The organism is Lysinibacillus sp. BPa_S21 (assembly GCF_023337795.1).
Lineage (GTDB): Bacteria > Bacillota > Bacilli > Bacillales_A > Planococcaceae > Lysinibacillus.
This window is the reverse complement of the sequence record NZ_JALIRS010000001.1, coordinates 451,757-476,483: the sequence shown is the minus strand read 5'-3', so window position 1 is coordinate 476,483 and position 24,727 is coordinate 451,757. Positions and strand designations below refer to the sequence as shown.

Genomic DNA, 24,727 nt, shown 5'->3' with positions numbered 1-24,727 from the left:
TTATTTTCCAATACAAACCTAAATTTGCTTTGTCATAATTTGAATACCATTAGTAATCTACCATTTTGATGAAGAACTTGGATGTATCAGGAATTTTTTCTACATTAAATGAAATAACTAGCTAATTTTTATGTAATTTATAGCAGATTATACACTACGAAAAATAAAACAGATGAACTATCCAAAAACTCAAAATAGTACTTTTATCACACACAAAAAGGAACAGTCATAAAAAATATGCTGTTCCTTCTATTAAAATATTAATCCCAATCATTAAACATAACCTCTCCGATTGTTTTACTGTCAAAGTGTGAAATGTATTTCCATTCCAAATCAGTTAAGCTGTGCAGCTCCTTATCCTGCGTCAACAATGTGTTTAGTGTATCGGCAGTAAGGCATTTACGCATCGGAAAATATTTGTGTAAGTGAGCTTTCGTAATAAATTGAAAGCTTTGCTCTTCATCAAACTTAGCAAACGCAATATACGGCATTAGCCTATGATGAATTATCGTCAAACGTTCATCCCCCAGTTGAATCACCGCTTGCATATAAACAACACGAGGCTGATCAATAAATTGTATAGCTTTTGCTCGTTGTTCACTTGTCACTAAATGATAAACCATCGACTGGAAAGACTGCATATCCTGTTCAATGAGATGGTCTGCATCAAAACCTGAAATCCCTTTCGTTAATCGCAACGAATCACCCCTTTATTTTTGTGTCTATATGACCTTCTAGTTAATAAAGACAGATTCCTTCAATACTGATCTATTTTTTTGTTATGTGATAGTCAATTTCTAAAAAAGGCAGACCGAAAATACGCATCTTGTGTTCAGCCGTTAATGTTGTTTCATCTTCTGCCTTTATCTTAAAATGCTCTTGTAAAGGTAGTTGAAATAAAAAACGGTTGATGGCTAAATAAATCCCCGCATCACCATCGTGATTGCTTGTTAAATGTAAATCACCTTTATCTTCATATAAATATAACACACCCATCATTGTTGAAAAAGGCAGTGGAAGTGCAATGTTCATATATGTTGTTTGTGCTGTTTTATGCTTTGAATAGATTGCGACAAAGGTTGTTTGTTCATCTATTTTACGAATCCATGCACGTGGAGCCAGACGCCCATCGTGTAACGCATCTACCTTAACAACCTTTCCTGTCATCTCAATTTGCTTACTAGAGAAGGGTAAATTCAGCTGTTGCATGAAGCGACTTAAAAATTGATAAATAAAAGCAAACGGTTTAAACCAGGTTTTCCATTTTACAGATGCCATTAAACGATACTGATAGGTTTCTTCATAAAAATGTGGAATGATGTGTGGTAGCTTCGTCGTATCCACAAAGTCACTAAGCGCATCGACTAAACCTGGATGCGAGTCTTTTCGTTCCCGCAATTTTCCCCTAATTTGGCTAACTGGAAAATGAAATGGTTGAAAATTAGTTTCGGGAATAGCTATAGCCCAAGCTAGCACCCCTACTCCACCGAAGAAAATACCATTCATAAATCCATGAAATTTTAACATTTCTGGTATCCCTACATATCCAAATGCATACATAAATGACCATATTATTGTGATACATAGAGACCCATAGGAAATGCGTAACAGTAAACCTTGTCCACGAGGAAGTTTCTTTTTTAGAGCAAGGAAAAATAAACTGTAAATCGCAGCGATATAAAGTGTCACTGAAATAATTTCAATTATTGTAGAAAACGTTATACCTATTGCAACAAGAAGTGGGCCTGTCAATAAAATAACAACGACTGCATTGTACCATCTACTTTTATGTATTCGCCCAAAAAGACCTATAGAAATTGCTAATAAACAAGCTGAGTAATGAAAATGGATGGCTGTTAACCACGTTATTAACGATGAAAAACCTGTATCGATGTTTGCGATAAAAGCAAAAAACCATAGTCCACCGATCAATAAATAAATAAGCCCCACGTCAATTGATATCTCCGCTATATTTGTAAAGCCTCGCTGTAAAAATCGCTTCACACCTTGTATAGCTATAAACGATGTATAAAGAACATAAATAAGTACGAAAACGATTGCTATCCAACCTTCAGACCGCCAATGTAGCAACGTAATAGCAAGCATCATCGCGACAATAATAGCATCGCCGGCTTTGTTAAAGGAAATGACCATTTTCACCATCGCTGGAACAAAGATCAGCTGGGCAACTGTGAGTAGCAACATATATTCAGGTTGCGGGCTAAACAAATAACAAACGACCGTCAGCATAAGCCCTAATATTAGGACAGGACTACTTAGATTGTTGCGTAAATTCACCAGCATACATCATTAGCCTCCCTATCAGTGGATTATGGATGGACACATGAATCGTAAACACATTCTTTTTGTCGTCAAATCCTTCCTCGACGATAACACGCCCCTCTAATATTTTGGGTAATGGACACTCTATTTTTGAAACTACAAATCGTTGAACCCCGGACCGAATAACCAATGTCCCCTCACGTGTCACCGTAAAATGCAAATCTGAATAGAAAAGAGCTGGTGATCCTAAGTAATCCTTGACTATATTTCGGACTGGATCAATTGTCATTTTCGCATCAAAATGTCTAGTTCTGTTTGAAAAAATGAACGTACGCTCCCATAACACTTCAAGTTCTCCACTTGGTAATACTCGACAAGTATTACAAATGGAGAATGGAACATCGTCGCCTGATTCAGGAAACAAGAATTTAGTTTTGGAAGCTAACGCATAAAAGGGACGCAGCCACTTTGCACCAGACTCAATTTTATGCATCACGCCAGTGGCATAAAAAGGCCGATCCACAGGTAACATATAGCGCTTTTGCAGCATTGGATGGAGTCGAGTAAAGTCTTCGCCTAGTAAAGTTTTATAAATCGTCATATTGTTCCTCCTCGCTTTCGTTTACAGCTTTTGGCACTAGGCATATCTTTACTTAGAATCAACCCGATAATGGACAATACCCACAATGCTAGATTAAGTGTTATTGGATTAAATGGAGCAGTAGCAATCGTTTTATCTGCTAACACGGCACCCAATGTTAAACATGGAAATAGCAATATTTGCACCCCAAACAATAAACGCTTTCTTAGAGGCAATAACCAACAAAGTGCAAAGATTATCTCTGCAAGTCCAATAAAGTTTACTATTTCTCTAGTGTTACCCGATCCATTCAACTGACCTAGTAATTCCTTAATCATCATCACCTCAGTAGGATGTTGTACGATGATTTTCGGTACAAGACCGTGGTACAACCACACAAAACAAAAAAGCACACTGATGAGCATTGTTAAAAAGAAGCGACGATACTGAGAAAAAGGATTTTCTCCTTTTTCAAGCCATCTTTTTAAAACATCGAAACTAAGAGCAGTTGCCCAGCCCATTACGGGACGAAACACGCCATCAAATAATTTCCCTAGTTTCCCGTAACGAACATCATAGTCATACTGCGTTAAAAATGTAAGCCCCTTGTTAGTAGGAATATATTGCCAGTATCCTTTCCCCTCTGCAATTGGGGATATTTTTTGGGGTGTACCAAAATGTAACGAGGATGTTTTCGTGCCACCTTTTTTATGATGCTCTCCTTTACTCTCTCCCCAGCCACTAACCGATAAGCCCGGCATCACCTTCGTTTCATAGGTAAAGCGCTGAGGTTCTTCAGGAGATTCTTTATCGATATATGTAATAGAAGTAAAACGTAAATCCCATTGCTCATGCAACTTAGGGTTTTGGGTATAACTCCAAGCCTCGTCGATGGGTACTCGTATATCCACCTCCACATAAATAGGCTTTTTCTTCATCCTTATTTCCTCCTTAAAACAAGCTTATTGGTTATTTTAGTTTACTTACTTTAAACTTCCATAATAACCACTCTATTAATGGTATTATAGCAATAAATTAATTTTTCACCATAAATTGGACTTTATCTATTAAATTGGAACAATACTATAACATAGGGTTGATTTCCCTCCCGACAGAGCGCTTCCTGTAGGCGTCTGATGAGTCGCTCAATTGGAATGAAGATCAACTTTCAATGTTTAACTTTAGCAAATGTAATCTCCTGTTTTTGATGATGCCCCACTAATTTTCCATAAAATAAAAAAAGTTGAATCGAAATGATAGTTTGCCAAGTCTAATAGTCGGAAGGAGGCGATTTTCATTACAACAAAGCAAGAATCATTCATACAGTTAGCACAAAACGGAGATGAGCAAGCCTTTTACCAGCTTATAGAGCAGGAGCAAGATAAGTTATATCGAATGGCTTATGTTTATGTCCAAAATGAAAATGACGCCGTAGAAGTTTTTCAACAAACCATTATCCGTGCCTATGAGGGCTTACCTAAATTAAACGAGCCTCAATATTTTTCTACTTGGTTAACACGCATTATGATTAATTGCTGTAAAACCTATCTTGCCAAGAAAAACGCGGTACAGCTTGTAGAGCCACATACCTTAGAGGATCTCAATAGTACAGCACCTACATATATCGAAGAAGAACTTGATTTATGGCAAGCCCTCTGCAAGTTAGAGGAAAAATACAAAACGGTTTTACTATTACGTTTTTATCAAGACTACTCGGTAAAAGATATTGCCGTGATTTTACAATGTCCTGAGGGTACTGTGAAAACGCATATTCGCCGGGGCTTACAAGCTTTACGACAACAATTAAAGGGGGCATATATAGATGAATGGGTTCAATCCGTTGAAAGGAGTTATTAATGCGATTCCTATCCCCGAAGGACGTTTAACAGAAGTGTTACGCATCGAAGGGATGTCAAAAATCTTTCAACAAAAGCAGCATACAGTCAATGCATTGAAAAATATCCATTGTACGATTTATCAAGGTGAAATGGTGGCTATTATGGGGACAAGCGGTTCTGGTAAAAGCACACTGCTCAATATGATTAGCGCTATCGATGAACCGACTGAAGGGGCGTTATTCTTATTTGGAAAGGAAGCACATGATATTTATCAAGAGCCAAAAGCATCGAAATTCCGTAAAGAGAATATCGGCTTTATCTTTCAATCCTTCCATTTATTAAAGGATTTATCAGTTGAAGATAATATTGCGCTCCCCCTTATCCTTAATGATGTGCCAAGTAAAGAGATCAAAGAGCGTGTGCAGCAAATGATGGAAAAGCTAAATATTGCCGCCTGGGCAAAACATCGACCCAATGAACTTTCTGGTGGTCAAAAGCAACGAGTGGCTATAGCTCGCGCCATCATTGCAAATCCACCAATATTGCTGGCAGATGAGCCTACTGGTGCATTGGATGTGAATACAACAGATGAAATTTTAGAGCTGTTAGTAGACTTGCAAAAAAATATGAATCAAACCATGTTACTCGTGACACACGACCCTTATGTGGCAACTTATGCAAATCGCGTATTATTCTTCCATGATGGCGCCATTGTGGATTCCTATCAAAATACGCAAACAGCCGAGGATTTAGATTGTATTTTAGCAAAGTTCAAGCTGATTACTAGAGGTGATATGTAATGTTTACGATGCGTACCATTGCGCTGAAGCTATTTCGTGCAGCTTGGGCCAATGTATTAATGAGTATTAGTATTATCACCATTTCCATTTGTCTTGTCATGACAATGAGTGTTTACATATGGAATGCCAATAGTCAAATGAAAGAAGAAATACAAGCATTATATGGCGATATGGATTTAATGGTCGGCTATAATCCCGAGCAACATAGGCTACTAACTACGGAGCAAATTGAAAATTTCGAGGAAATGCCTGGTGTTACAAACGTTTCGAGTGTGTCACTAGCTCAAACAACTGTTGAAAATGAGAAAAATACATCATTTTATACAGTTGGTGTGGAAAACGACGACTTAGTGAAAAGCCGCTATCATTTTAATGTCGATTTAGGCCCGAACGAAGTTGTGATTGCTGAAAATGTGGCACGTCTTTTCCACAAAGAGGTCGGCGATACGCTAAACGTTACTTTCAATAAAACGGTTGGAGACTCTGTTGAAGCAAATACAGGTAGCTTTACGATACAAGAAATCCTTCCACCCCTTAAAGGTACAGATAGTCCGAATTTTATCCTTATGCAAAATGATGTGTTGAAAACTTGGATGGATAATAGTGATGCACAAACAGCCGGTATGTTTGCACTCATTAAAACAGAAGATAATGTGGCTACCGCGGTTGGTTCAGATTTGAAACAGCTCGATGAAACATTACGTGTCGATGTCATGAGTGACTATGATGAATTTAAGAAAAATTTACAAGCATTAATGATTTTTATGATTGTGTTGTCATTCTTTATCTTACTTATTTCAAGTGTCTTACTTCTTTCAACGTTCCAGCTCTTATTTTACAAAATTAAAGAACAGCTTATGGTATTTCGTGCACTTGGCGCCTCTACCAAGCAAGTAGGACGGATTGTACAATTGCAATTATCTACAATTATTGGTTTTGGCGTAGTGCTAGGGACAGTGGTCAGTTTATTGATGATAAAAAGTTGGCTACCTCAACTCATTAGCCTGATGAAAATGCCAGATGCAAAAACGGATTTACCGATGATCTTTGTGTTGGTGATTGCTATTGGAAGCTTTTTATTGCTCCAGCTAATCACAAAGTGGCAAGTCCATAAAAGCTCTAGTCTATTACCTTTACAAATCGCAACTGAGAATGAAAATTTAAGTTTACGATGGGCAAAATGGAAAACGATTGTTGTAAGCGGCGTTGCAATTATAACCCTATTGTTGTTTTTGAATGCTTATAAAGTCGGAGTGAGTAGTGAACGGGGTGCACCCATGATTTTAATTGGCACTTTACTTGTCAGTGGTATTTTACTTTATATAATGCCATACCTCTTCACAGCATTATTCAAATTTTCATTAAAGCCTATTCGTACTATGTTCGGCAAAGAAGCATATTTAGCCTGTCAGCAGCTTATGCCACAGGTACGTAGAAATATGCCAATTATACTTAGCATTATCGGGTTAATGGTCATTTTAATATTCGGTAGCTCTTTATTTAAATCAGTTCAACAAGGCACAAATGATTATATTAACTTTCAATATGAAACATCGATGAAAATTGAAAATGAATTAAATGATCCTACTATTACACCTGCTCTGATGAAAGAAATTGAGGCATTGCCGAGCGTGTCCTATGCCTATGCCCGGAGCAATGTATCTAGGATAGAACTTGCAGGCGAAAATGGCTGGGAAGGTGGTAATTACAATGCCATTGATGTTGAAAAATACGTCCAATTAAAAAAGCTTGATGCTGTTAAAGGAGATTTAAAAAATGGCGTGATCATTACAGAAAGATTTGCTAGAAAACATCAATTGGCAGTTGGTGATCACATCAAGGCAGGGATATTTAATGAAAGACTACAACAAAATGTGCCGATTGGTGAATTGCTAGTAATTGATGTAGCTCTTGATTCTTTTAATAAATATATAGATTTATTTGTGGATTGGTCCTCTTTTATAGTATCTTCTGATTCAACTATCATTACAGACATTATGGTGGAAGCAGATGATACAGAGCAGGCATTGAATGATCTCACATTCTTACAAGAGCGGTGGCCAGCTCTAAAAATTACTGATAAAGAGACATTTATCAAGCAAAACGATGAAATGATCTTCCAGCGCTGGAGCCTATTTGTTGGCGTCTTTGTTATTTTAATTTCTGCGACTTGTCTCGGCGTATTACAAACACTGCTTCACTCCATTTACTCAAAACGTGCTGATTATGCGATTCAGCGGCTTATCGGTCTTTCACCACGAGGATTAATCAAGCTGATTTTGACGCAAGTGTTATCCTTTGTACTTTATGGACTGGCTGTTGGGACATTTCTTGGCCTTCTAGTAACAAGATTACTGTTCACGATTGACGAAGGATCTTATGACTTCGTAACATTAGGAGTTACGAGTATCGTATTTTTAGGCGTCACTCTCATTGTCTTTACGCTACAAGGTTTCTGGATTAGTCGTAAAAAATTGGCGAATGAAATGATTGATATTTAAACATAAAAGCAGAACCTCTTTAGGCGCAGAGGGTCTGCTTTTATTTATCGAGCTATTTTTCCATTTTATCGCTCAACTTTTTCAGTTTATCGCCTAACTTTTTGGATTTATCGCCCAACTTTCTCCATTTTATCGAACACTTTTTCAGATTTATCGACATCTATGCTCCTACAAACAAAACCGCTTGTCCGATCGCAATAAAAAAAGCTTCATGCTGTATCGGGCTGTTTTCCTCAATTTGTAGCGTAATCTCAAAATGTGTCTCTCGAAAAATAGCCTGCCAGCGTGCAATCGGTTGATCATCTAGCGTAAATACAGACCAGTCTTCCATTTCTTTATTTAGTTTTATTTGTTGGACGCCATCCGTGATGATTAAGTCAGGGATCATAATTTGCCAGCCATCATAGGCAATCATATAGTCTTTTCCTGTGACGAAATCCTTCCCTTTAAAATGCACTCGCCCACGACGCGACATCTTCTTACATGTGAAAAGCGGCTGACCAACGCCATCACTGACATCAAAACGTACAAAATAGCGATAGTCCATCGTGCGGTCAAACGCCTTTTTCAATCCATTCGAATAAACACGCTGAACAGTAGATGATACTTCCCCTGCTTCATTTAAAATGGCGACTGACTCTGTTGACTCAATGGCCGCTGGTTGTTTGTATGTATAAATCTTCAATCCGTTCGCTCCTTCATTCAATCCTTCCTATAAACTAACATAAAATAAGCGCCAAATACAAAGGTTGTATTTGACGCTTGAATATTTATTTAGTTTGCTTAGGTACATCCACTGTGAATGGTTGAAACTTCACTTCTTTCACAGTTGGTTTCTTAAATGGAATTTTTGTTTCTACGCCGTTTGTATCAACTTGTACACCGCCTCCACCTGTTGGAATCACTAAATACGGTGTAATCATTAATTTTTGAACATCGTCTGAAATCGGGTCAAAGGATTTGGTACTGCTAAAGTTCCAAACACCATTGTCGAAATGACCTTCTCCCCCACCAGAATGCGAAGTAATCTCCTTGCCATTCTGATCGGTCATACGGAACTCTATAAAGGATGCACCTACTTCCGGATTATCAATCGTCCCCTTTTCAGTAGCTTTATAGTCAAGTGCAATACCTGATGGGCTTAACGAAATTTTGGATACATCCAGTTGAATGCCCTCTGCTTGTTGGTGATGATGTACAGGAACATCTATAATATTCGTAATCTTTTTAACAGGAACTGAAAATGCCCATTTTTCCCCTTCTTTCCCTTCTAACGTTAAGCCCATTTCAAAGGAGTCCGGCATGTCCTCCTTCACTTCAAATCTTGCGATACCTGTACGGACCGTTGGACTTAAATCTTTTTCACCGTAGCCACCAGAGCTCACTTTAGGGTTTTTACCATTAATAGTAAAGTTCGGTCCTGCCCCGAAGTAATAATCACTTAATTTCTTTTCAGATTCAAATGTCAGTCCTACCGTTATAATAGACGCGTCATAAAGGACTTCATCTACTGTTACGGAAATACCGTTAATTGTATGCTTTTCTCCAATAGTACTTGTTAACCCTTGTTCACTTGCCTGTTTTAAGCCAGGTAATTCCGAATTACTGAATACCGAACCAACGATTGGTAGTTGTGATAATGTGCTTGCGAATGTTGGCGACACATAGGCAGCGGAACCAATCATTATACTGAATGCGGCCGCGGCACTCGCTACATATAATAATGGTTTACGCTTGCTTTTTCTTTTCATTTGAATAGGGGCTTGCGTCATATTTATTTGCTCCTCTGCTTGTTGGATTCCTTTGGAAATTGCTGCTCTTACCTCATCTTTCGGGAATTCCGGAAGAGTACCTTTTACATTAAATGGCTTTTTCATTGAACGTTGCACTCCTTTCTAATTCTCGCTTTAATTGTTTTTTCCCACGATGCAAATACGTTTTAATCGTGCTAACTGGCTTTTCCATTACTTCTGATATTTCTTTAATCGGCAAATCTCGATAATAAAATAAAATGATAGCCATTTGCTGTGAATGATTCAAATTCTGAATAGCATCTGATAAATCAATTGGATTCGCCACAACATTTTCTTGCTCCTGTAAACGATGTAATAATTCACTTTCTTCATAAGGAATGATTTTCTGCCCTTTTTTTAGTAATCGGTAGCACTCATGTATTAAAATGCGAAACAGCCAAGTAGAAAAAAATTCTGGATGCTTTAGCTGATGAACGGTTAAATAGGCTTTACACGCCGCTTCTTGAATTGCATCTAATGCATCCTCTTTTTGGCCAACATAAGAAAGCGCGGTATAAAATAATTTTTCTTCTTCTAGAATGAGCAGCTGCTCAAACGCTTCTTTACTCCCTGCAATTGCCTGTTTAACGATCGATAAGTCATGTTCCATGCCGTTCCTCCTTTCAATACTTAGAGTCAATAACTCTATCAAAAGGTTTCATTTTGATAAATTTTTTTAAACAAAGTTTTCTGGTGACAGTCAATCCGTCACTTCGGCTCTTCTATCGTGCATATTATTCGGTCTATCCACGAAATTAATTGTTCTATCCACAGTTTTGCATATTCTGTCCACGATTTTAATCGTCCTATCCACGACTTTGACCGATCTATCCGACTTCTATGTTTCTACTAAAAAAAATGTAGACTACTCATCTAAAGTAGCCTACTAAATTTTCCTTTATTTATCCAATTTGAAGGTAATGTCGCCTACTCCGATTTCTGAGTTGACCTCTATTTTTACATCTGCTTTGTCATACGCTTCGTTTACATAAACCCCTTTGCCTTTAGAAATGAGGCCTTCTATATTGGATGAGCCGATACCTTTTTCTGTCGTAAGCTTTACCCCTACCTCTGATGGTAAAATGACCGTAGTTTGCCCGACACCTGTTTCAATATTCGTTTCGAAGCTTTTTTTCCAATCTCCACCTAAATTCACTTTAAGATCGCCAACACCCGTGTTAATATCTAAATTTTCAAGCTGCAAACCTTGTAAGTCTAACTCTGCATCCGAAGCGCCCGTTTCGATGGAGAGATCCATTGGAATATCTTCATTTAGTTTAATATCCCATATATTTTTTATTTTCCCCAAACGCACGCTAGTTGAGCCTTTATGGTCAATCGATACTTTACCTGCCTTGCCGCGTAAGTCATATTTTAATTTTGGAGCAAGTTTTTCAATATTATATTGAGCTGTACCTTCCACCCAATCCTTGGCACCTTTTTCTACTGTTATTTGTCCAATGCCAAGATTTAATTCAACATCTAACTTTTCTGCTTTATCCTTTTCGACTAGGATCGTTTCATCTTTGGTTTTACCTGGTATGACTGAGTTGCACCCCGATAGCGCAATTAATGAGGCACCTATAACCAAACCAAGTCCGATAAATTTTTTCAATGTAATTCCTCCCACTATATAATATTCCAATAAATTCATTATATAGGAATTTTCATTTATAAAAACGACCCTCCGCTTTAAATCCGTCTAAGACCTAAGACTTAGTGAGAACTCCTTCCATGGAAATGTCAAAAATGAACCCGTATGAAAACATCATATTCATACGGGGTAGCTGTTAATAGGTGAAAATACGTGACTCATTATAGAGAATAGAAGTCTTTCCTTCATGATCCATTGCATGTATCAGCATTTGAGAAGTAGCTATTTCTGATTTTAGAGGCACTGCTATTAATTGCGCATCATTCGAATCAACTGCTTTCTCAATACGCTCGGCCCCAGTGTCTATTATTAATTTTTCAATGTTATGATTTTCAACTAATGGTATAACAATATGGTGGATGTCTTTCAAATAAATTGCATTCATGGTATCTAATTTGCTCTGTATAAATTGATCCATTACATAGCCTTTTCCATCATGCTTAAAGATTAAAATGCCTCGAAAAGAATCCTTTGAAAAATAACCAATTCTATACTGACGAATCGTCATTGTATCATTCATTTTTACATCATCAGGGAATGGTATCCACTTTATAACATTTTGAATTTCTGCTTCATTTTGTACATAAACGCGATAGCCGATTCGTTCAGACATATTCCCTAAAATAGCAATTATAATGACAATACATAGTAGTACGCGCCAAAACCAATTTTTCAAAAATGCTACTATCGCAAAAATAAATAAGAACAGAGAACTCACTAATCCTGCTACCATCCATGGTCGTGTTAAGTTGCTATAGTCTTTCACCCTTCCCGACTTTTCTGGATAGAAATTTGAATCGATAACCGTCGATGTTGTTGATTGGATATCATGTTGGAAAAGCATCATCTTTAAGCCAATGATCAGACAAGCTGATACAACTACTGTTAAGATAACTGGCACTATTGGCGTTTGCTTCTTCGTTTTTTGATTGATTTTTTGAAATGTTATTACATGATTTTCATGAGAGAATTTGCCTTCCTTATACATTTCGTTGATGGCATTACGAATCTGATCCATATTCGAACCCCTCCTCCAATAGCGTGATGCCGACCATTTGACGCGCTCGTCTTAAACGTGTTTTCACCGTATTTGTTGGCAGCTTTAGCACTTCTGCAACGTCCTTTAAGGAAAACTCTGCAAAATGAAATAGCAGTAGTACATCTTTATATTTCGTTGGAAGTTTTTCAATTGCTGCCACTATCAATGCATCCGTCTCTCCCATCAATACTTCCTCTTCAGGATTATCGGATAGGCTCTTTAATTTGCTCCAATAGTCAATCACTTGTATTTTTTTATAGCGCCAGCTTGAAAGATAACTATGGCATTTATTGATCGCAATTCGATATAAATAAGTTTTGACGGATGCTTCTTCACGAAATTGCTCCATTTTTTCATAGTATTTAACAAATGTGTCTTGGACCAGATCCTCAGCCACTGTCCAATCTTGTACATATGTATAGCAAACTCGTAATAAATAATCTCCATACATTGTCATAACACTAGATAAGTGAGCGTCTTTCTGTTCTTTTAACATTTTGCTCGCCCCCACTAAAGCATTTACAGTTAGACTGATGAACAACGAAAAAGTTTCATGAAAAAATCAATTTCTTCATGAAACTTATATATTAAAGGATATCACTCTCCACTAAAGCTTTTAAGTTAGCGAGAGAAGCCTCGTAGCCGCTCGAATTAAATGTAACCACGGTGCCATTTTGTTCTTCCTCTAAGACAATAGCGATGAGTGTTTCTTCAATACCTAAGTAAAACGAAAACTCTCGATTCGGCGTTACATTTTTTATCGTTAACACCATCGGCAATTTTTCTACAAGCTGATTATGATCATTCGGTAGTAACGTGAAAATGACCTCCGCTCCTGCCTCTAATTTTGGAATTTCCCAAGTTGAATCAAGGGCGTACCATTGCATCAGCAGCTGTTCCTCGGTGACAGCTCGCCAAACTGTCGCAATACTTGCATCAATCCAAACCGAACTTTTTTCTTGATCCATCATCGCATTCCTCCGTTTGCTGAAATCATACATCCCAAACGATTTTATCCTAATTTAGGAAATAAAACAAAATTTACCTTTTGTAGACTTATATAGATTTATTGCACCCAGCGCTACAAAGGCTGCCACAATGTCCATCGCCAATTGATAGCTTGAAAATGCCGTTACCATAAGTCCAAATAACGAAGGGGCAATGACGATAAATAGTTGATTCAACGTCAAGGCAGCACTCACAGTTAGACCGATATAATTTGGGTTCGATTGCTCTGTTACACAGGCGATAAACAATGAATACCAGCCAAGTGCTACAAAGCCTAATAAGAAACAACATAACAGCATTAACATTTTTGCTTGTAGCATAAATGGTACTAGGACAGTCAGAACTACTGCGAAAACCATGACGATTATTAATAAAAATTCTCGCTTGTGCGCAAAAAATTGATCACTCATCCAAGCAATGGCTACCCTGCCAATCATCCCACCGATTAATACAAGGCTTAAATACTGCCCTGCCTGTGTTAAAGAATATCCCCCTTCTTCATGTAAATAACTCATGAAATGGGCAACGAGTATCATTTGTAAGGACATCATAACGATTCCTACAATATAGATTGGATATAAATCCTTATTATTTTTAATTGCTACTAGCTTCTCTTTAAAAGTAACGGAGGTTGCAGATACTTTTCCGCGAATTCTAGGCTCCCGATACATAAGTAAGAAAAGCAATCCGCCTGCAATAGCTACGATGCCCTGCATAAAATGCACCGATGCTAGGCTGTAATGATGATACATATATGTGAGAATTATTGATGCTAGTGCCCCACCAATGGGGATCCCTGTTTGTCGAATGCCAATCGCCAACCCGCGATGTTTGTCCGGAAACCATTTCACAATTGCGGTGCTTCCACCCGTTTGTGCACTTCCGTACCATACGCCCACGATGAATAATAAAAATAACAATACTGCATAATTATTTACTAACATGAGGAGTAAAGCGGAGAGTCCCAGCAAAATGGAGCCCCATCCGATAATTTGCTTTTCCCCTTTTTTATCCATTAAATAGCCGAACAGTATCATCGAGAATATGGGTCCAATATTAACGGCCGAAACGATAAACCCTGTTTGTAACGGTGATAAATTCCATTCAATTTGATAAAATGTAGCAATGGGTCCCATGCCGTACGTCACGAAAGTTGCCGCGGTTTGAGACAGCGTAGCTACTAATACGATGATCCATTTATAATATGTATTCATAATCATTCCTCCAATGTTCTTACACATTCCTATTACGTATTTGAGTTTACGCTTGCTTTATGACTGCGTAAAATGGAGGAAAATGATAGTAGCTATCAAAAATTTTTATAGGTGTGTGAAAAACAACATGAACATAGAAGAAATAACATTAAAAATCGAAATTTTGGAGAGGCAAAACCTTAGTAAATCCGCTGAAATGACGAATTATACGCAATCTGCCTTAACTTCTAAAGTGAAAAAAATAGAGGCTGAAATTGGTCAGGAAGTGTTTAAACGTACACCGCAAGGCTTAAAGATCACAGATGTTGGGACTCGCTATTTAAAATTTTTAAAGCTCATTACACAAGAGTATGATGAATTTTTACAAGAAATTGGTCTAGCACAAACGAATAAAAAAATTAACTTCGGCTCTTCCCATACAACAATTAAAATTTATGGCGCATCCATTATGAATGCCTTACAGACAAATAATATACCATTAGATGTAGATTTCACGGTGGAATCCAGCACTTCCTTAAATGAAAAAGTACATAATGCCGCAATGGATTGTGCTCTGACAAGTAATCCTATTAAACACTACCCTGATTTAAATTACGACATGATTACAACTGAAACATTTGAAGTGATATCGAATAATTCACATATTATTAATTTCAACGAATGTTCACCCATTACACTACTTGTGTTAAGTAGAGGCTGTATGTATACTCGGGCGATGGCGGAGTGGTTAAAAAAGAATCAAGTGCCCTTTACGATGAAGGAAATAAAATCGGTAAGTAGTATCCTTGATTTTCTACAAATAGACAACACGATAGCTGTGTTAAATACGAAACTAATTGATCTTTATAACTATGCCAACATTCACTATTATGATTTGCAGCAGCTAAATAAAGAAATAGAAACTGTATATATTTATAAGAAAAGCGAAAGTCAACAATCTCCTATTGTTCAATTAAAACAAGTAATCGAATCTTTGCTGGAAGACCCTATCGATCAAAGCTAGTTTGATTGATAGGGTCTAGATTAATTTATCGGAATAATTTCGAGATTTATCGGAACAATTTTAGAATTTGTCGCCCTAATTTTTAATTTTATCGCCTAACTTTTTTAATTTATCACCCAACTTTTTAGATTTATCGACCAACTTTTTTAATTTATCGACCAACTTTTTAGATTTATCGACCAACTTTAATTTATCACCTAGCTTTTTAGATTTATCGACCAACTTTAATTTATCGGCCAACTTTTTTAATTTATCACCTAACTAGCTTATTAAAAGAAAAATTAACTTCAGTTCCTTCTTCATTTGAATGGAGGGAATAGTTTACTTGAAGAATTCTAGCGATATCCTCAATTATCTTCAACCCCAGACCTTGTCCGCTGAGATTTGGTTTAAAGCCAGTACCATCGTCAGTCATGAAAACCTTATTATCTTTAATCGTGATCTCAAGCTTTGTAGCTTTTGAATGTTTCAAGGTGTTCTGGAATACATTATCGAACATTCGTTGTAGCCATAGTTCATTACTTATCCACGTTACAGGACTATCCTCCTGATGATAGATTAATTCAATGTTTTGCATTCGATATAGATAGCTCCACTTTTTGATCATCATTTCAAATAATATCGTGAGTTGCACTTCTTCCTGTACAATATAAGAATTCTCCAACGTATCTAAGGATTGCCAATTCAATTCATTCGTTAAGCTAGCGATGTATTGAATTTGCTCATTCAAGGACTCTACCAATTTTGGTTGATCCTTAAAGCTATCTTCTAAATAAAATAATTGTAAACGCATCGCTGTTAATGGAGTATTAATGTCGTGCCTTAGCTTTTGTAGTAGTTCTTTTTGCAGCTTCTGCTGTTGTTGAAGCTCTAATTCCCGATAAGTAGTTCGCTCAATTAGTAAATTCACCGACTGAATTAACTGCCCAATTTCATCTTCACTGCCGACCTCTAATGTACTCGGTGTACTTTCATTACTCGCTAAGTCACGAATTGTTTTGTTGAGCATATTTATTTTCGTCAGTAATGAATTGATCGATTTCGAAAATAAATATGCTAGCAAACATAAGGAAAGGAAGAATACAATCAGCATCGTTGGATAGGCGAAAGATTCATGGAATGGAGTGCCTTTATTTCTAGTTTTAAAAGCGAATTCGTACACAATAGACATCGACACACTGATCCCTAACAAGACAATTGGAACACTGATGATGGCCGTAAATAATAATAATCGATATTTTGTTTTTAAAGTCATTTCTTTATGTAGGTATTTAATCGATACCCTTCTCCGTAAATATTTTGTAGGATAGTACCCGATGGATCATTGATTTTCGTTCGGATCTTTTTGATGTGAACATTGATGATATTTTGATTGCGATCTTCAAGCGGCCATAAATAGTCAAAAAAATGATCTTTCGATAAGACCCTATCCTTGTTGTCAAATAAATAAAAGAAGATTTTACGTTCGATCGCAGTTAATGCTATTTCATCATGTATATTATTTTTAAATAATTTAAGATGCTCTGCATCAATCAATAGATGCTGGATTTGCGTGAATGTTCCATATTGCTGCTCGAGCATTTTCTTTATTCTTAGAAGAAGCTCTCTTGGATCAAATGGTTTTGTCATATAGTCCTCCCCAACTGTTAACCCTTGCAGCTTGCTCTCAATATCAGCGCGAGCAGATAAAAAAATAATGGGAATATTTAAGCCTAGACTTTTAATGTTCTTTGTGAGCTGATAGCCATCTTCCCCTGGGAGCATAATGTCCATTATAACTAAATCGATTTGATGGACGATTGTCATCATGTCTCGTCCATCTGTTTTCCATACAACGTCATAGCCTTCGCATTGTAGTATTTTTTGCATCAAATCACCAATCATTGGGTCGTCTTCTACTATTAAAATCGTAAATCCTTTCATTCCCTCGACCTTTCCTTGTTGTCAACTTTAGTCTTCATAAAATCTATAGCAAGCCTATAAATCTCCTCTGGTTTATATAAATAGATACTATGCGTACCACTTAACTCTTTCACATCCGCAATGTTAATTTGTTCGGCAAATTCCGCATATTTCTGGCTATGATACTTCGTAAATTTCGAATCTTTATTTTGTTCGGCAATAGCATCTATTAATAAAATAGGTGTGTCTTTTGGTTTTGGAAGCTCTTCTGATTTTATACTATTTTCGTACACTTGTAGTAGCTCATTTTTCATATCATCATTAAAAATTTGTTTATAGGATAATGCTTTATAAATTTCTTTTTCTTTCTCAGATAAAAATGATTGTTTGATTACTTGTTGATTGTACACTTTCGAAGGGGCTAAGCGATGTACGCCCAATTTTGTTAGCAAATTCATTCCTTTAACAGTCCATAAATCGACTGCTCCCATTTTATGTTCCGCATATTGACTGGGCAAACCTATATCAAGCGCAATTATCCCCTTAATTTCTTTAGGGTATTTTTGTGCCCAATAAATCGCTTCAACACCTGAAATAGAGTGTGGTACTAATATATAAGGAGGTTTATTGCCACTTTTCAGGAGCGCCTCTCTCGTCTGTGCTAATACTGTATCCATATCTCGTTCATCCTTTGAAACATCGCTATAGCCATACCCCGCTCTTTCAACAACAACAATCTTATGTCCTTGAGAAAATTGACTATACAACCCTTTCATTTCATAAATGGGGGCCGCAACCCCTGAGCCTGCCATAAACACATAAGTATCCTGACCATCCCCCTCCGTGTAAACATTGATTTTTTGATGATCGACCTCAACAAGTGTTCCATTAGTATCTAAATGTTTGGATTCCTTACTAAGCTGATATCGATGATAGCTGAATATCGCCACTAGTCCAATAAGTATAACTGCAATAAAGTAGATAACTATTTTCTTAAATATTTTTTTCATAAAATTCCCCTCTCAGTTGATAATGAAAAGGATAAACAATAAAAATAAATTTCTAATTAATTTTTTGTAGAAAAAAAACTGCCTAATAAGTATTTACATACTTACTAGACAGCCTTCTATATGTTATTCCGCTTGTTCCAGCAAAAGTTTTTGCTGCAGGTTACTATAAATGCCTTGTTTTTGCATGAGCTGCTGGTGATTGCCTTGCTCCACAATTTTACCTTGTTGAATCACAAGAATTTGGTCAGCGTTTTCGATTGTTTTTAGACGATGTGCAATAACAAAGCTTGTGCGGCCATGCATTAAATGCTGGAGCCCCTTTTGAATATCAACTTCTGTTTGCGTATCTACACTCGATGTAGCTTCGTCTAAAATTAAAATGTCTGAATTTTCAAGAATTTCCCGGGCAATTGCCAGCAATTGTCGCTGACCTTGACTTAAGTTTGCCCCACCTACCTGCACAGGTGTATCATATTGCGCTGGTAAATGTTTAATAAAATTATGAGCATTCGCGATTTTCGCCGCTTCTTCCACCTCTTCATCTGTAGCATCAAGTTTGCCGAAACGAATATTTTCACGAATCGTCCCAGAGAATAAATACGTATCTTGTAAGACGACACCCACTCTTTGACGAATTGCGGCCATTTTATAATCCTCGATAGGATGACCATCAATCAAAATTTCTCCAGCATCAACATCATAAAAACGAGTTAACAAATTGATAATCGTTGTTTTCCCTGATCCCGTTGGACCAACAAGAGCAATGGTTTCACCCTTCTTGGCTTGGAAACTAATATTTTTCAATACTGGCTTCTCTGGCAAATAGCTAAAGGAAACATTTTTAAATGTCACATCCCCTTTCAGACGTTGGCAATCAATGGCATGCTTTTTATCAGCTGATTCCGATGGTTCATCTAATATTTCAAAGACTCGTTCTGCCCCTGCAATCGCCGACTGGAAGGTATTCAAAAGATTTGATAGTTGATTCAATGGACGGAAAAATTGACGAGTATACGTGACAAATGCGGCAATAACCCCTACTGACACGATCCCTTTTACCGCTAAAAACGCCCCTGTGCCAATGACAACAGTTAAACCTAAGTTATTCATAAAATTATTAATGGGGCCTAGAAGACCTGAGGTAATTTCTGCTCGCTGTGCCGAGTTTCGAAGATTTTCGTTGTGCTTCTGGAACGTCTCAATCGTTTGCTGTTCTGTCCCAAAAAGCGTCACAACCTCTGCTCCCGTAATCATTTCCTCAATATAACCGTTCAGCTTTCCTAAATCCCGTTGACGGGCCGTATAGTTTTTACTACTACGCTTAACAATTTGCTTCGTCGTAAAAACAATTAATGGAATAATGATTAGCGTCACGATTGCTAGCTGCCAACTTAGAGAGAACATAGCAATACTCACACCGATTACCGTTAAAATTGACGATACAATTTGTGTCACACTTTGTGCAAGTGCCGTATTTAAATTATCGATATCATTTGTTACACGGCTCATTAAATCACCGAGTGCTCGCTGATCGAAAAATTTCAGCCTTAACATTTGTAGCTTCTTAAAAAGTTCAAGTCGTAATGTGCGAATTGTTTTCATCGCTACATGAATCATGACATATGTTTGTAGCCATGTAAAAATAGATGCTGCTGTATAGATAACCCCTAAAACAATTCCTAGCCGAATTGTACCAGCAACGTCCTTTTTCATAATGTATTCATCAACGATATGTCCGATTAAGTACGGTCCTGCTAAGCTTAAAAATGTAGAAGCTATGACAAAGACTATAGAGAAATATAGCCCTGTTTTTTGTTGTTTCACATATTGCCAAACACGATTGATCGTGGCTTTTTGATTTCTAGCCTTTTCAGCTGGCCCCGCCATACGTGGTCCGCGTCCAAAATTCATTTGCTTTGGTTGACTTTGACTCATTGGTGTACACCAGCCTTTTGCTGTGAAGCGTAAATTGCTTGGTAGAATTCATTATTCTGTAATAATTGTTGATGTGTACCTTGTCCAACAATTTCGCCGTCATCCAATACTAGAATCAGGTCTGCCTGTTGAATAGAAGCGATTTTAGACGCTACGATAAATGTCGTTGTGTCATTATATTGATGACTAATTGCTTGTTGGACATGTTTTTCAGAGGCGCTATCCAGAGCTGATGTTGTGTCATCCAGCACTAAAATGGCAGGCTGTCTTACGAGTGCACGTGTTAATGCTAGTCGCTGCTTTTGACCGCCCGAAAGATTGGTTGCCCCCTGCGAAAGTTCATACGCTAAACCTTTATCCAGTCGGCCCACAAATTCAGTGGCACATGCTGCCTCAAGAGCTTGCTGTAATTCTACAGACGTTGCATCCTCCTTACCAAGGCGGATATTTTGGTCAATTGCGCCCGAGAACAGTAATGCTTTTTGTGATGTATAACCAATATGTTTGCGTAAAGTGGATAATGCATAATCCTTTAGAGGCTTGCCATCCATGTAGATTTCTCCACATGTTGGATCAAATAAACGTGGTAATAGCTTCACTAGCGTTGATTTCCCACTACCTGTTTTTCCGATCAGACCTACCGTTTGCCCCGGTTTCACGGAAAATGTAATGTTTTTCAGCACATCCTCTGCCGATTCATAATAACGATAGCTCACATTTTGAAAGTCAATCGCTCCTTGTATTGGTGCGGTAAGTGCATTTTCCGCTTCCTTGACCGCTACTTCTTTATTTAAGACATCTACGATACGCTCCCCTGAAGGAATAGCACGCGCAATTTGCATCAGCACCATACTAGAAGTCATCAATCCATTTAGGATAATCGTTAAATAGTTAATAAAAGCGAGAATGACCCCAACCTTTAATGTACCAGCTTCTACTTTAATGGCGCCTAGCCAAAGAGCTGCTATAATCCCTAGATTGACAACAAACATCGTAAACGGCACAAGCACACCAACAATTTGCTCGGCTGTAATAAAGCGCTTCGTCAACGTATCATTAAGCCCACTAAATTGTTCAATCTGTTGCGTTTCACGACGGAACGCCTTCACAACACGAATCCCTGCTAAATTTTCCTGAAGCTTCGTATTCACACCATCAATTGCTTCCTGTACTCGTCGATACAATACACCAGAATACTTTGTGAAAAAGTACATCGCAATAATCAATAGCGGTACAATAATAAGAAGTATAGAAAATAGCTCACGTGCTGTCACAAAAACAATAATTACGGCCCCAATAAATAATAAAGGACCACGTACAAAAATACGCAATGTCATCATAAACGCGCGCTGAACACTTTCCACATCACTCGTTAAAATCGTAATAAGCTTCCCTGTTGTAAAAGCATCACGTTCCTTTGCAGAATAAGTCATCATTTTTTCATAAAGTGACTGACGCACATCCGATGCAAAATGAATGGCTGCCTTTGAACTATAATAGGAACAGCCTATCCCACCAACAAGTCCGAATACCGCACTCATTAGCATCCAGACGAACATTTTCAGCACATACGGATTGTCACCATTCGCAATCCCCGTATCGATCATATGCTGCATAATAGTCGGCTGTAGTAAATCCATCGTCACCTCGAGTACCATTAATAGTGGTGCTATCAAGGTAAAAAATTTATAGGGTCCTAAATACCCTCCTAACTGTTTAATTGCCTGCATTCTTTCGTCTCCGTTCTTTTCGTTCACATCTTAATTATAACTGAAAATCATTCTCAAGTGGTAATTAATTTTTCGCGTCTCGTAATATTCGGGAAACGTTTAATTATGTAAATGAACTTCTGGCTAAAAAAGGGTGTTTTGAACTCTTTTTCCAGTATAATGATTATAGGTAATTAATTAGCTCATCATAACTTGAGATTGTATACCGTTCCGACTGAGCATTTCCTAAGGGCTGTCCAACCCTTAAATTAAAGCAGAGACGAGGATGATTCATGGAAAACACTATACATAGTGCATTACATCTACGAAGACAAGGGAAACTACAAGAATCGAAAGAAATGTTTTTGACATTATTATCAATTGATCCACTCAATCCTTCTCTCCACTATCAATGTGCACGAAGCTTTGATATTTTAGCTGAAGAAACAAAGGCAATGCCATTTTATGAGCAAGCGATTGAATTGGGCTTAACTGATTGCGAACTAGAGGATGCATTCATCAAATTAGGAAGCATTTATCGAACGCACGAACGCTTTTTAGAGGCGAAAAAGCTATACCAAGAAGCAATGCGTAAATTTCCTAAAAAAGAACAAATGAAAATATTTTACGCGATGGCATTATATAACTTAGGAGACCATGCTGATGCAATGGGTTTCTTAATTGGCAACCTCGCTTTTACGACAACTAATCAAGATATATTAAAGCACTATCGAACAATTACTTATTTAGGTAGTCGATTAGATTCTAGTAGCGATGAAATTATCACAATTGATAAAAATCAGCCATTACAGCCTACTACAAAATCTATCGTAGAAAAAGTAACAGAGGGTCTTAAAGGTTTTGGTATTGGAGGTTTTTATACTAGTAGTGGTTTTGAGTATGATGAATATTATCGCTTTTTTAATGATCGAGATTTAGAAACACGGAGATGTGCTCTTGCAGCTTTTACAGTAATGCTCGGTGCATGGCATGCTCTTAGTGGCTTTACTTTTATTCCACAGCACGACCGAAAATATTTACGTGGATATAATCCAAATGAACCATTTCATGAATTGAATAATTACATCGAAGCCTTCGTTACTCATCATCAACAAATAAAACAAGATTTCCCTGTGATGTTTGAATATATTATTGATTTTTTAATTTCTATTGAAGTAGAAAGAAAAGTACCTTACGAAAAATGGTTTCCCGAATTAGATGCTCAACTCGTTCAACGATTAAGAGATGAAGTATTACTTCCCAATAAATCACTTTTAGACAACCCTACTGAATACAAATACTTTTTAAGGGAAGCTGGTATTCCACCATTTTTCGAAGACGATTTTTTTGAATAACTAGAGAAAAGCCATGTTAGCATGAATCACGCTAACATGGCTGTTTTGACTCTAAAGTTTGTTACAAATCATCAAACCCGTTATCTTCTACATTGACCTTCACATATTGGCGAGAACGTTGCTCGAAGAAATCTGTTTTTCCTAAGTCAACATCCTCATACGCTTTCACCCATTTCAATGGATTTTTGCGATAGCCTTCAAACGGGCGCTCCACGCCAAGCTGATTACAGCGTACGTTCGCATAGAAATGTACATAATCATGCACATCTTCCACATCGAGGCCATCAACTTTATCGCCAATCACTTCATTGGCCCAATCGACTTCTAGCTGAACGGCTTCACGGAAAATCTCTTGTACACGAGCTGCTCGTTCAGGTGTATCGTATTGAGGATATTCCTCTAATAGCTCCTGATAAATCTTCACAAATAAATCCACATGTAGCTGCTCATCGCGATTAATATAATTTATCATCGTTGACGTTGCGACCATTTTTTGATTGCGTGCTAAATGATAGAAGAACGCGAAGCCCGAATAGAAGAATAGACCTTCCAAAATAACATCATAAACAATCGCTTCTAACATATTTTCAACAGTTGGTTCCTCTGAAAATGCGCGGTAGCCTTTAATTACGAAGTCATTACGTCGCTCTAACACTGGCTCTGTACGCCAAAAGTCAAACGTACGATCCTGCTCATCTTTGTTCACAATACTTGATAACACATAAGAATAAGAGTGATTATGAATAACCTCTTGTTGCGCTAAAATAATCATTAATGCATTTAGGCTTGAATCTGTTAAATAATCCGCTACTTTCCCTGCAAAATCGGTTTGCACACTGTCCAATAATGCTAATAAGCCAATGATTTTTAAAAAGGATTCCTGTTCATCTGGCGATAGCCCAGAGAACTGCTTCACGTCATTGCTCATATTAATTTCAAATGGTGTCCAGAAGTTGCCCAGCATTTTTTTATACTTAGGATAAGCCCAGCTAAAACGTACATCATCCCAGTTTAAAATGTTAGAAGAGCGCCCGTTCACAATGCCTGTTGAACGGTTTGGCGCTTCCTTATCCATAATTTGTCGTTTTGTAATTGTTGTCATT

Annotated in this window: 24 protein-coding genes; 5 read left to right on the top strand and 19 right to left on the bottom strand. The window is 37.4% G+C overall.

Annotation, left to right across the window (positions count from 1 at the left end; translation table 11 throughout):
• Positions 1-260: 260 nt before the first annotated feature.
• From MOK21_RS02380 to MOK21_RS02365, 4 genes are all read right to left on the bottom strand, one after another.
• On the bottom strand, positions 261-698 hold the full coding sequence (locus tag MOK21_RS02380; protein ID WP_249072377.1) for a hypothetical protein: 438 nt from the start codon (positions 696-698) through the stop codon (positions 261-263).
• Between the two features lie 70 nt (positions 699-768).
• Positions 769-2,304: a YndJ family protein gene (locus MOK21_RS02375; RefSeq protein ID WP_249072376.1), complete on the bottom strand. Its 1,536-nt coding sequence runs from the start codon at positions 2,302-2,304 to the stop codon at positions 769-771.
• The gene (locus MOK21_RS02370; RefSeq protein ID WP_249072375.1) at positions 2,273-2,884 is read right to left on the bottom strand and encodes a DUF4166 domain-containing protein; all 612 of its coding nucleotides are present in this window, start codon (positions 2,882-2,884) and stop codon (positions 2,273-2,275) included. Before MOK21_RS02370 ends, MOK21_RS02375 begins: the two co-directional genes overlap by 32 nt.
• Positions 2,881-3,801: a DoxX-like family protein gene (locus MOK21_RS02365; RefSeq protein WP_249072374.1), complete on the bottom strand. Its 921-nt coding sequence runs from the start codon at positions 3,799-3,801 to the stop codon at positions 2,881-2,883. The genes MOK21_RS02370 and MOK21_RS02365 overlap by 4 nt, the downstream gene beginning before the upstream one ends.
• A gap of 352 nt (positions 3,802-4,153) precedes the next feature.
• On the opposite strand from MOK21_RS02365, the gene MOK21_RS02360 reads away from it, so the two are divergent.
• From MOK21_RS02360 to MOK21_RS02350, 3 genes are read left to right on the top strand one after another with little or no spacing between them, the layout of a single operon-like run.
• Positions 4,154-4,720, top strand: a complete 567-nt coding sequence (locus MOK21_RS02360; RefSeq protein ID WP_308221859.1) for a sigma-70 family RNA polymerase sigma factor — start codon at positions 4,154-4,156, stop codon at positions 4,718-4,720.
• Positions 4,721-4,772: 52 nt separating this feature from the next.
• Positions 4,773-5,501, top strand: coding sequence for an ABC transporter ATP-binding protein (locus tag MOK21_RS02355; protein ID WP_374110092.1), 729 nt, complete (start codon positions 4,773-4,775; stop codon positions 5,499-5,501).
• The gene (locus tag MOK21_RS02350; RefSeq protein WP_249072372.1) at positions 5,501-8,002 is read left to right on the top strand and encodes an ABC transporter permease; all 2,502 of its coding nucleotides are present in this window, start codon (positions 5,501-5,503) and stop codon (positions 8,000-8,002) included. Before MOK21_RS02355 ends, MOK21_RS02350 begins: the two co-directional genes overlap by 1 nt.
• Positions 8,003-8,162: 160 nt before the next feature.
• Here the strand turns inward: MOK21_RS02350 and MOK21_RS02345 are convergent, their stop codons facing one another.
• The 8 genes from MOK21_RS02345 to MOK21_RS02310 form a co-directional block, all read right to left on the bottom strand.
• Positions 8,163-8,687, bottom strand: a complete 525-nt coding sequence (locus MOK21_RS02345; RefSeq protein WP_249072371.1) for a tubby C-terminal domain-like protein — start codon at positions 8,685-8,687, stop codon at positions 8,163-8,165.
• A gap of 85 nt (positions 8,688-8,772) precedes the next feature.
• The gene (locus MOK21_RS02340) at positions 8,773-9,879 is read right to left on the bottom strand and encodes a DUF4179 domain-containing protein (protein WP_249072370.1); all 1,107 of its coding nucleotides are present in this window, start codon (positions 9,877-9,879) and stop codon (positions 8,773-8,775) included.
• Positions 9,863-10,405: a sigma-70 family RNA polymerase sigma factor gene (locus MOK21_RS02335; protein WP_249072369.1), complete on the bottom strand. Its 543-nt coding sequence runs from the start codon at positions 10,403-10,405 to the stop codon at positions 9,863-9,865. Before MOK21_RS02335 ends, MOK21_RS02340 begins: the two co-directional genes overlap by 17 nt.
• A 288-nt stretch (positions 10,406-10,693) precedes the next feature.
• Positions 10,694-11,410 carry a toast rack family protein gene (locus MOK21_RS02330; RefSeq protein WP_249072368.1) on the bottom strand — a complete coding sequence of 239 codons (717 nt, stop codon included), beginning with the start codon at positions 11,408-11,410 and terminating at the stop codon, positions 10,694-10,696.
• 175 nt (positions 11,411-11,585) lie between these two features.
• Positions 11,586-12,467 carry a hypothetical protein gene (locus MOK21_RS02325; protein WP_249072367.1) on the bottom strand — a complete coding sequence of 294 codons (882 nt, stop codon included), beginning with the start codon at positions 12,465-12,467 and terminating at the stop codon, positions 11,586-11,588.
• Entirely contained in the window at positions 12,451-12,984 is a 534-nt protein-coding gene (locus MOK21_RS02320) for a sigma-70 family RNA polymerase sigma factor (RefSeq protein ID WP_249072366.1), read from the bottom strand. Before MOK21_RS02320 ends, MOK21_RS02325 begins: the two co-directional genes overlap by 17 nt.
• Positions 12,985-13,075: 91 nt before the next feature.
• Entirely contained in the window at positions 13,076-13,459 is a 384-nt protein-coding gene (locus MOK21_RS02315) for an SRPBCC family protein (RefSeq protein ID WP_249072365.1), read from the bottom strand.
• 51 nt (positions 13,460-13,510) lie between these two features.
• Positions 13,511-14,710, bottom strand: coding sequence for an MFS transporter (locus MOK21_RS02310; RefSeq protein WP_249072364.1), 1,200 nt, complete (start codon positions 14,708-14,710; stop codon positions 13,511-13,513).
• 127 nt (positions 14,711-14,837) lie between these two features.
• Here MOK21_RS02310 and MOK21_RS02305 point away from each other — a divergent pair, with 127 nt between their 5' ends.
• Entirely contained in the window at positions 14,838-15,713 is an 876-nt protein-coding gene (locus tag MOK21_RS02305) for a LysR family transcriptional regulator (protein WP_249072363.1), read from the top strand.
• Between the two features lie 75 nt (positions 15,714-15,788).
• Here MOK21_RS02305 and MOK21_RS02300 read toward each other — a convergent pair whose 3' ends face one another.
• The 6 genes from MOK21_RS02300 to MOK21_RS02275 form a co-directional block, all read right to left on the bottom strand.
• Positions 15,789-15,953, bottom strand: coding sequence for a hypothetical protein (locus MOK21_RS02300; RefSeq protein WP_249072362.1), 165 nt, complete (start codon positions 15,951-15,953; stop codon positions 15,789-15,791).
• A gap of 13 nt (positions 15,954-15,966) precedes the next feature.
• The gene (locus MOK21_RS02295; RefSeq protein WP_249072361.1) at positions 15,967-16,968 is read right to left on the bottom strand and encodes a sensor histidine kinase; all 1,002 of its coding nucleotides are present in this window, start codon (positions 16,966-16,968) and stop codon (positions 15,967-15,969) included.
• Positions 16,965-17,636: a response regulator transcription factor gene (locus MOK21_RS02290; protein WP_249072360.1), complete on the bottom strand. Its 672-nt coding sequence runs from the start codon at positions 17,634-17,636 to the stop codon at positions 16,965-16,967. The genes MOK21_RS02295 and MOK21_RS02290 overlap by 4 nt, the downstream gene beginning before the upstream one ends.
• Positions 17,633-18,625, bottom strand: a complete 993-nt coding sequence (locus tag MOK21_RS02285) for an alpha/beta fold hydrolase (protein WP_249072359.1) — start codon at positions 18,623-18,625, stop codon at positions 17,633-17,635. The genes MOK21_RS02290 and MOK21_RS02285 overlap by 4 nt, the downstream gene beginning before the upstream one ends.
• A gap of 123 nt (positions 18,626-18,748) precedes the next feature.
• A complete protein-coding gene (locus MOK21_RS02280; protein WP_249072358.1) occupies positions 18,749-20,560 on the bottom strand; it encodes an ABC transporter ATP-binding protein in 1,812 nt (603 codons plus the stop codon).
• Positions 20,557-22,290: an ABC transporter ATP-binding protein gene (locus MOK21_RS02275; RefSeq protein WP_249072357.1), complete on the bottom strand. Its 1,734-nt coding sequence runs from the start codon at positions 22,288-22,290 to the stop codon at positions 20,557-20,559. Before MOK21_RS02275 ends, MOK21_RS02280 begins: the two co-directional genes overlap by 4 nt.
• Positions 22,291-22,562: 272 nt before the next feature.
• On the opposite strand from MOK21_RS02275, the gene MOK21_RS02270 reads away from it, so the two are divergent.
• Complete coding sequence (locus MOK21_RS02270) at positions 22,563-23,624, top strand: tetratricopeptide repeat protein (RefSeq protein ID WP_249072356.1); 1,062 nt, start codon at positions 22,563-22,565, stop codon at positions 23,622-23,624.
• 61 nt (positions 23,625-23,685) lie between these two features.
• Here MOK21_RS02270 and MOK21_RS02265 read toward each other — a convergent pair whose 3' ends face one another.
• Positions 23,686-24,726 carry a ribonucleotide-diphosphate reductase subunit beta gene (locus tag MOK21_RS02265; RefSeq protein ID WP_249072355.1) on the bottom strand — a complete coding sequence of 347 codons (1,041 nt, stop codon included), beginning with the start codon at positions 24,724-24,726 and terminating at the stop codon, positions 23,686-23,688.
• Position 24,727: the final 1 nt, after the last annotated feature.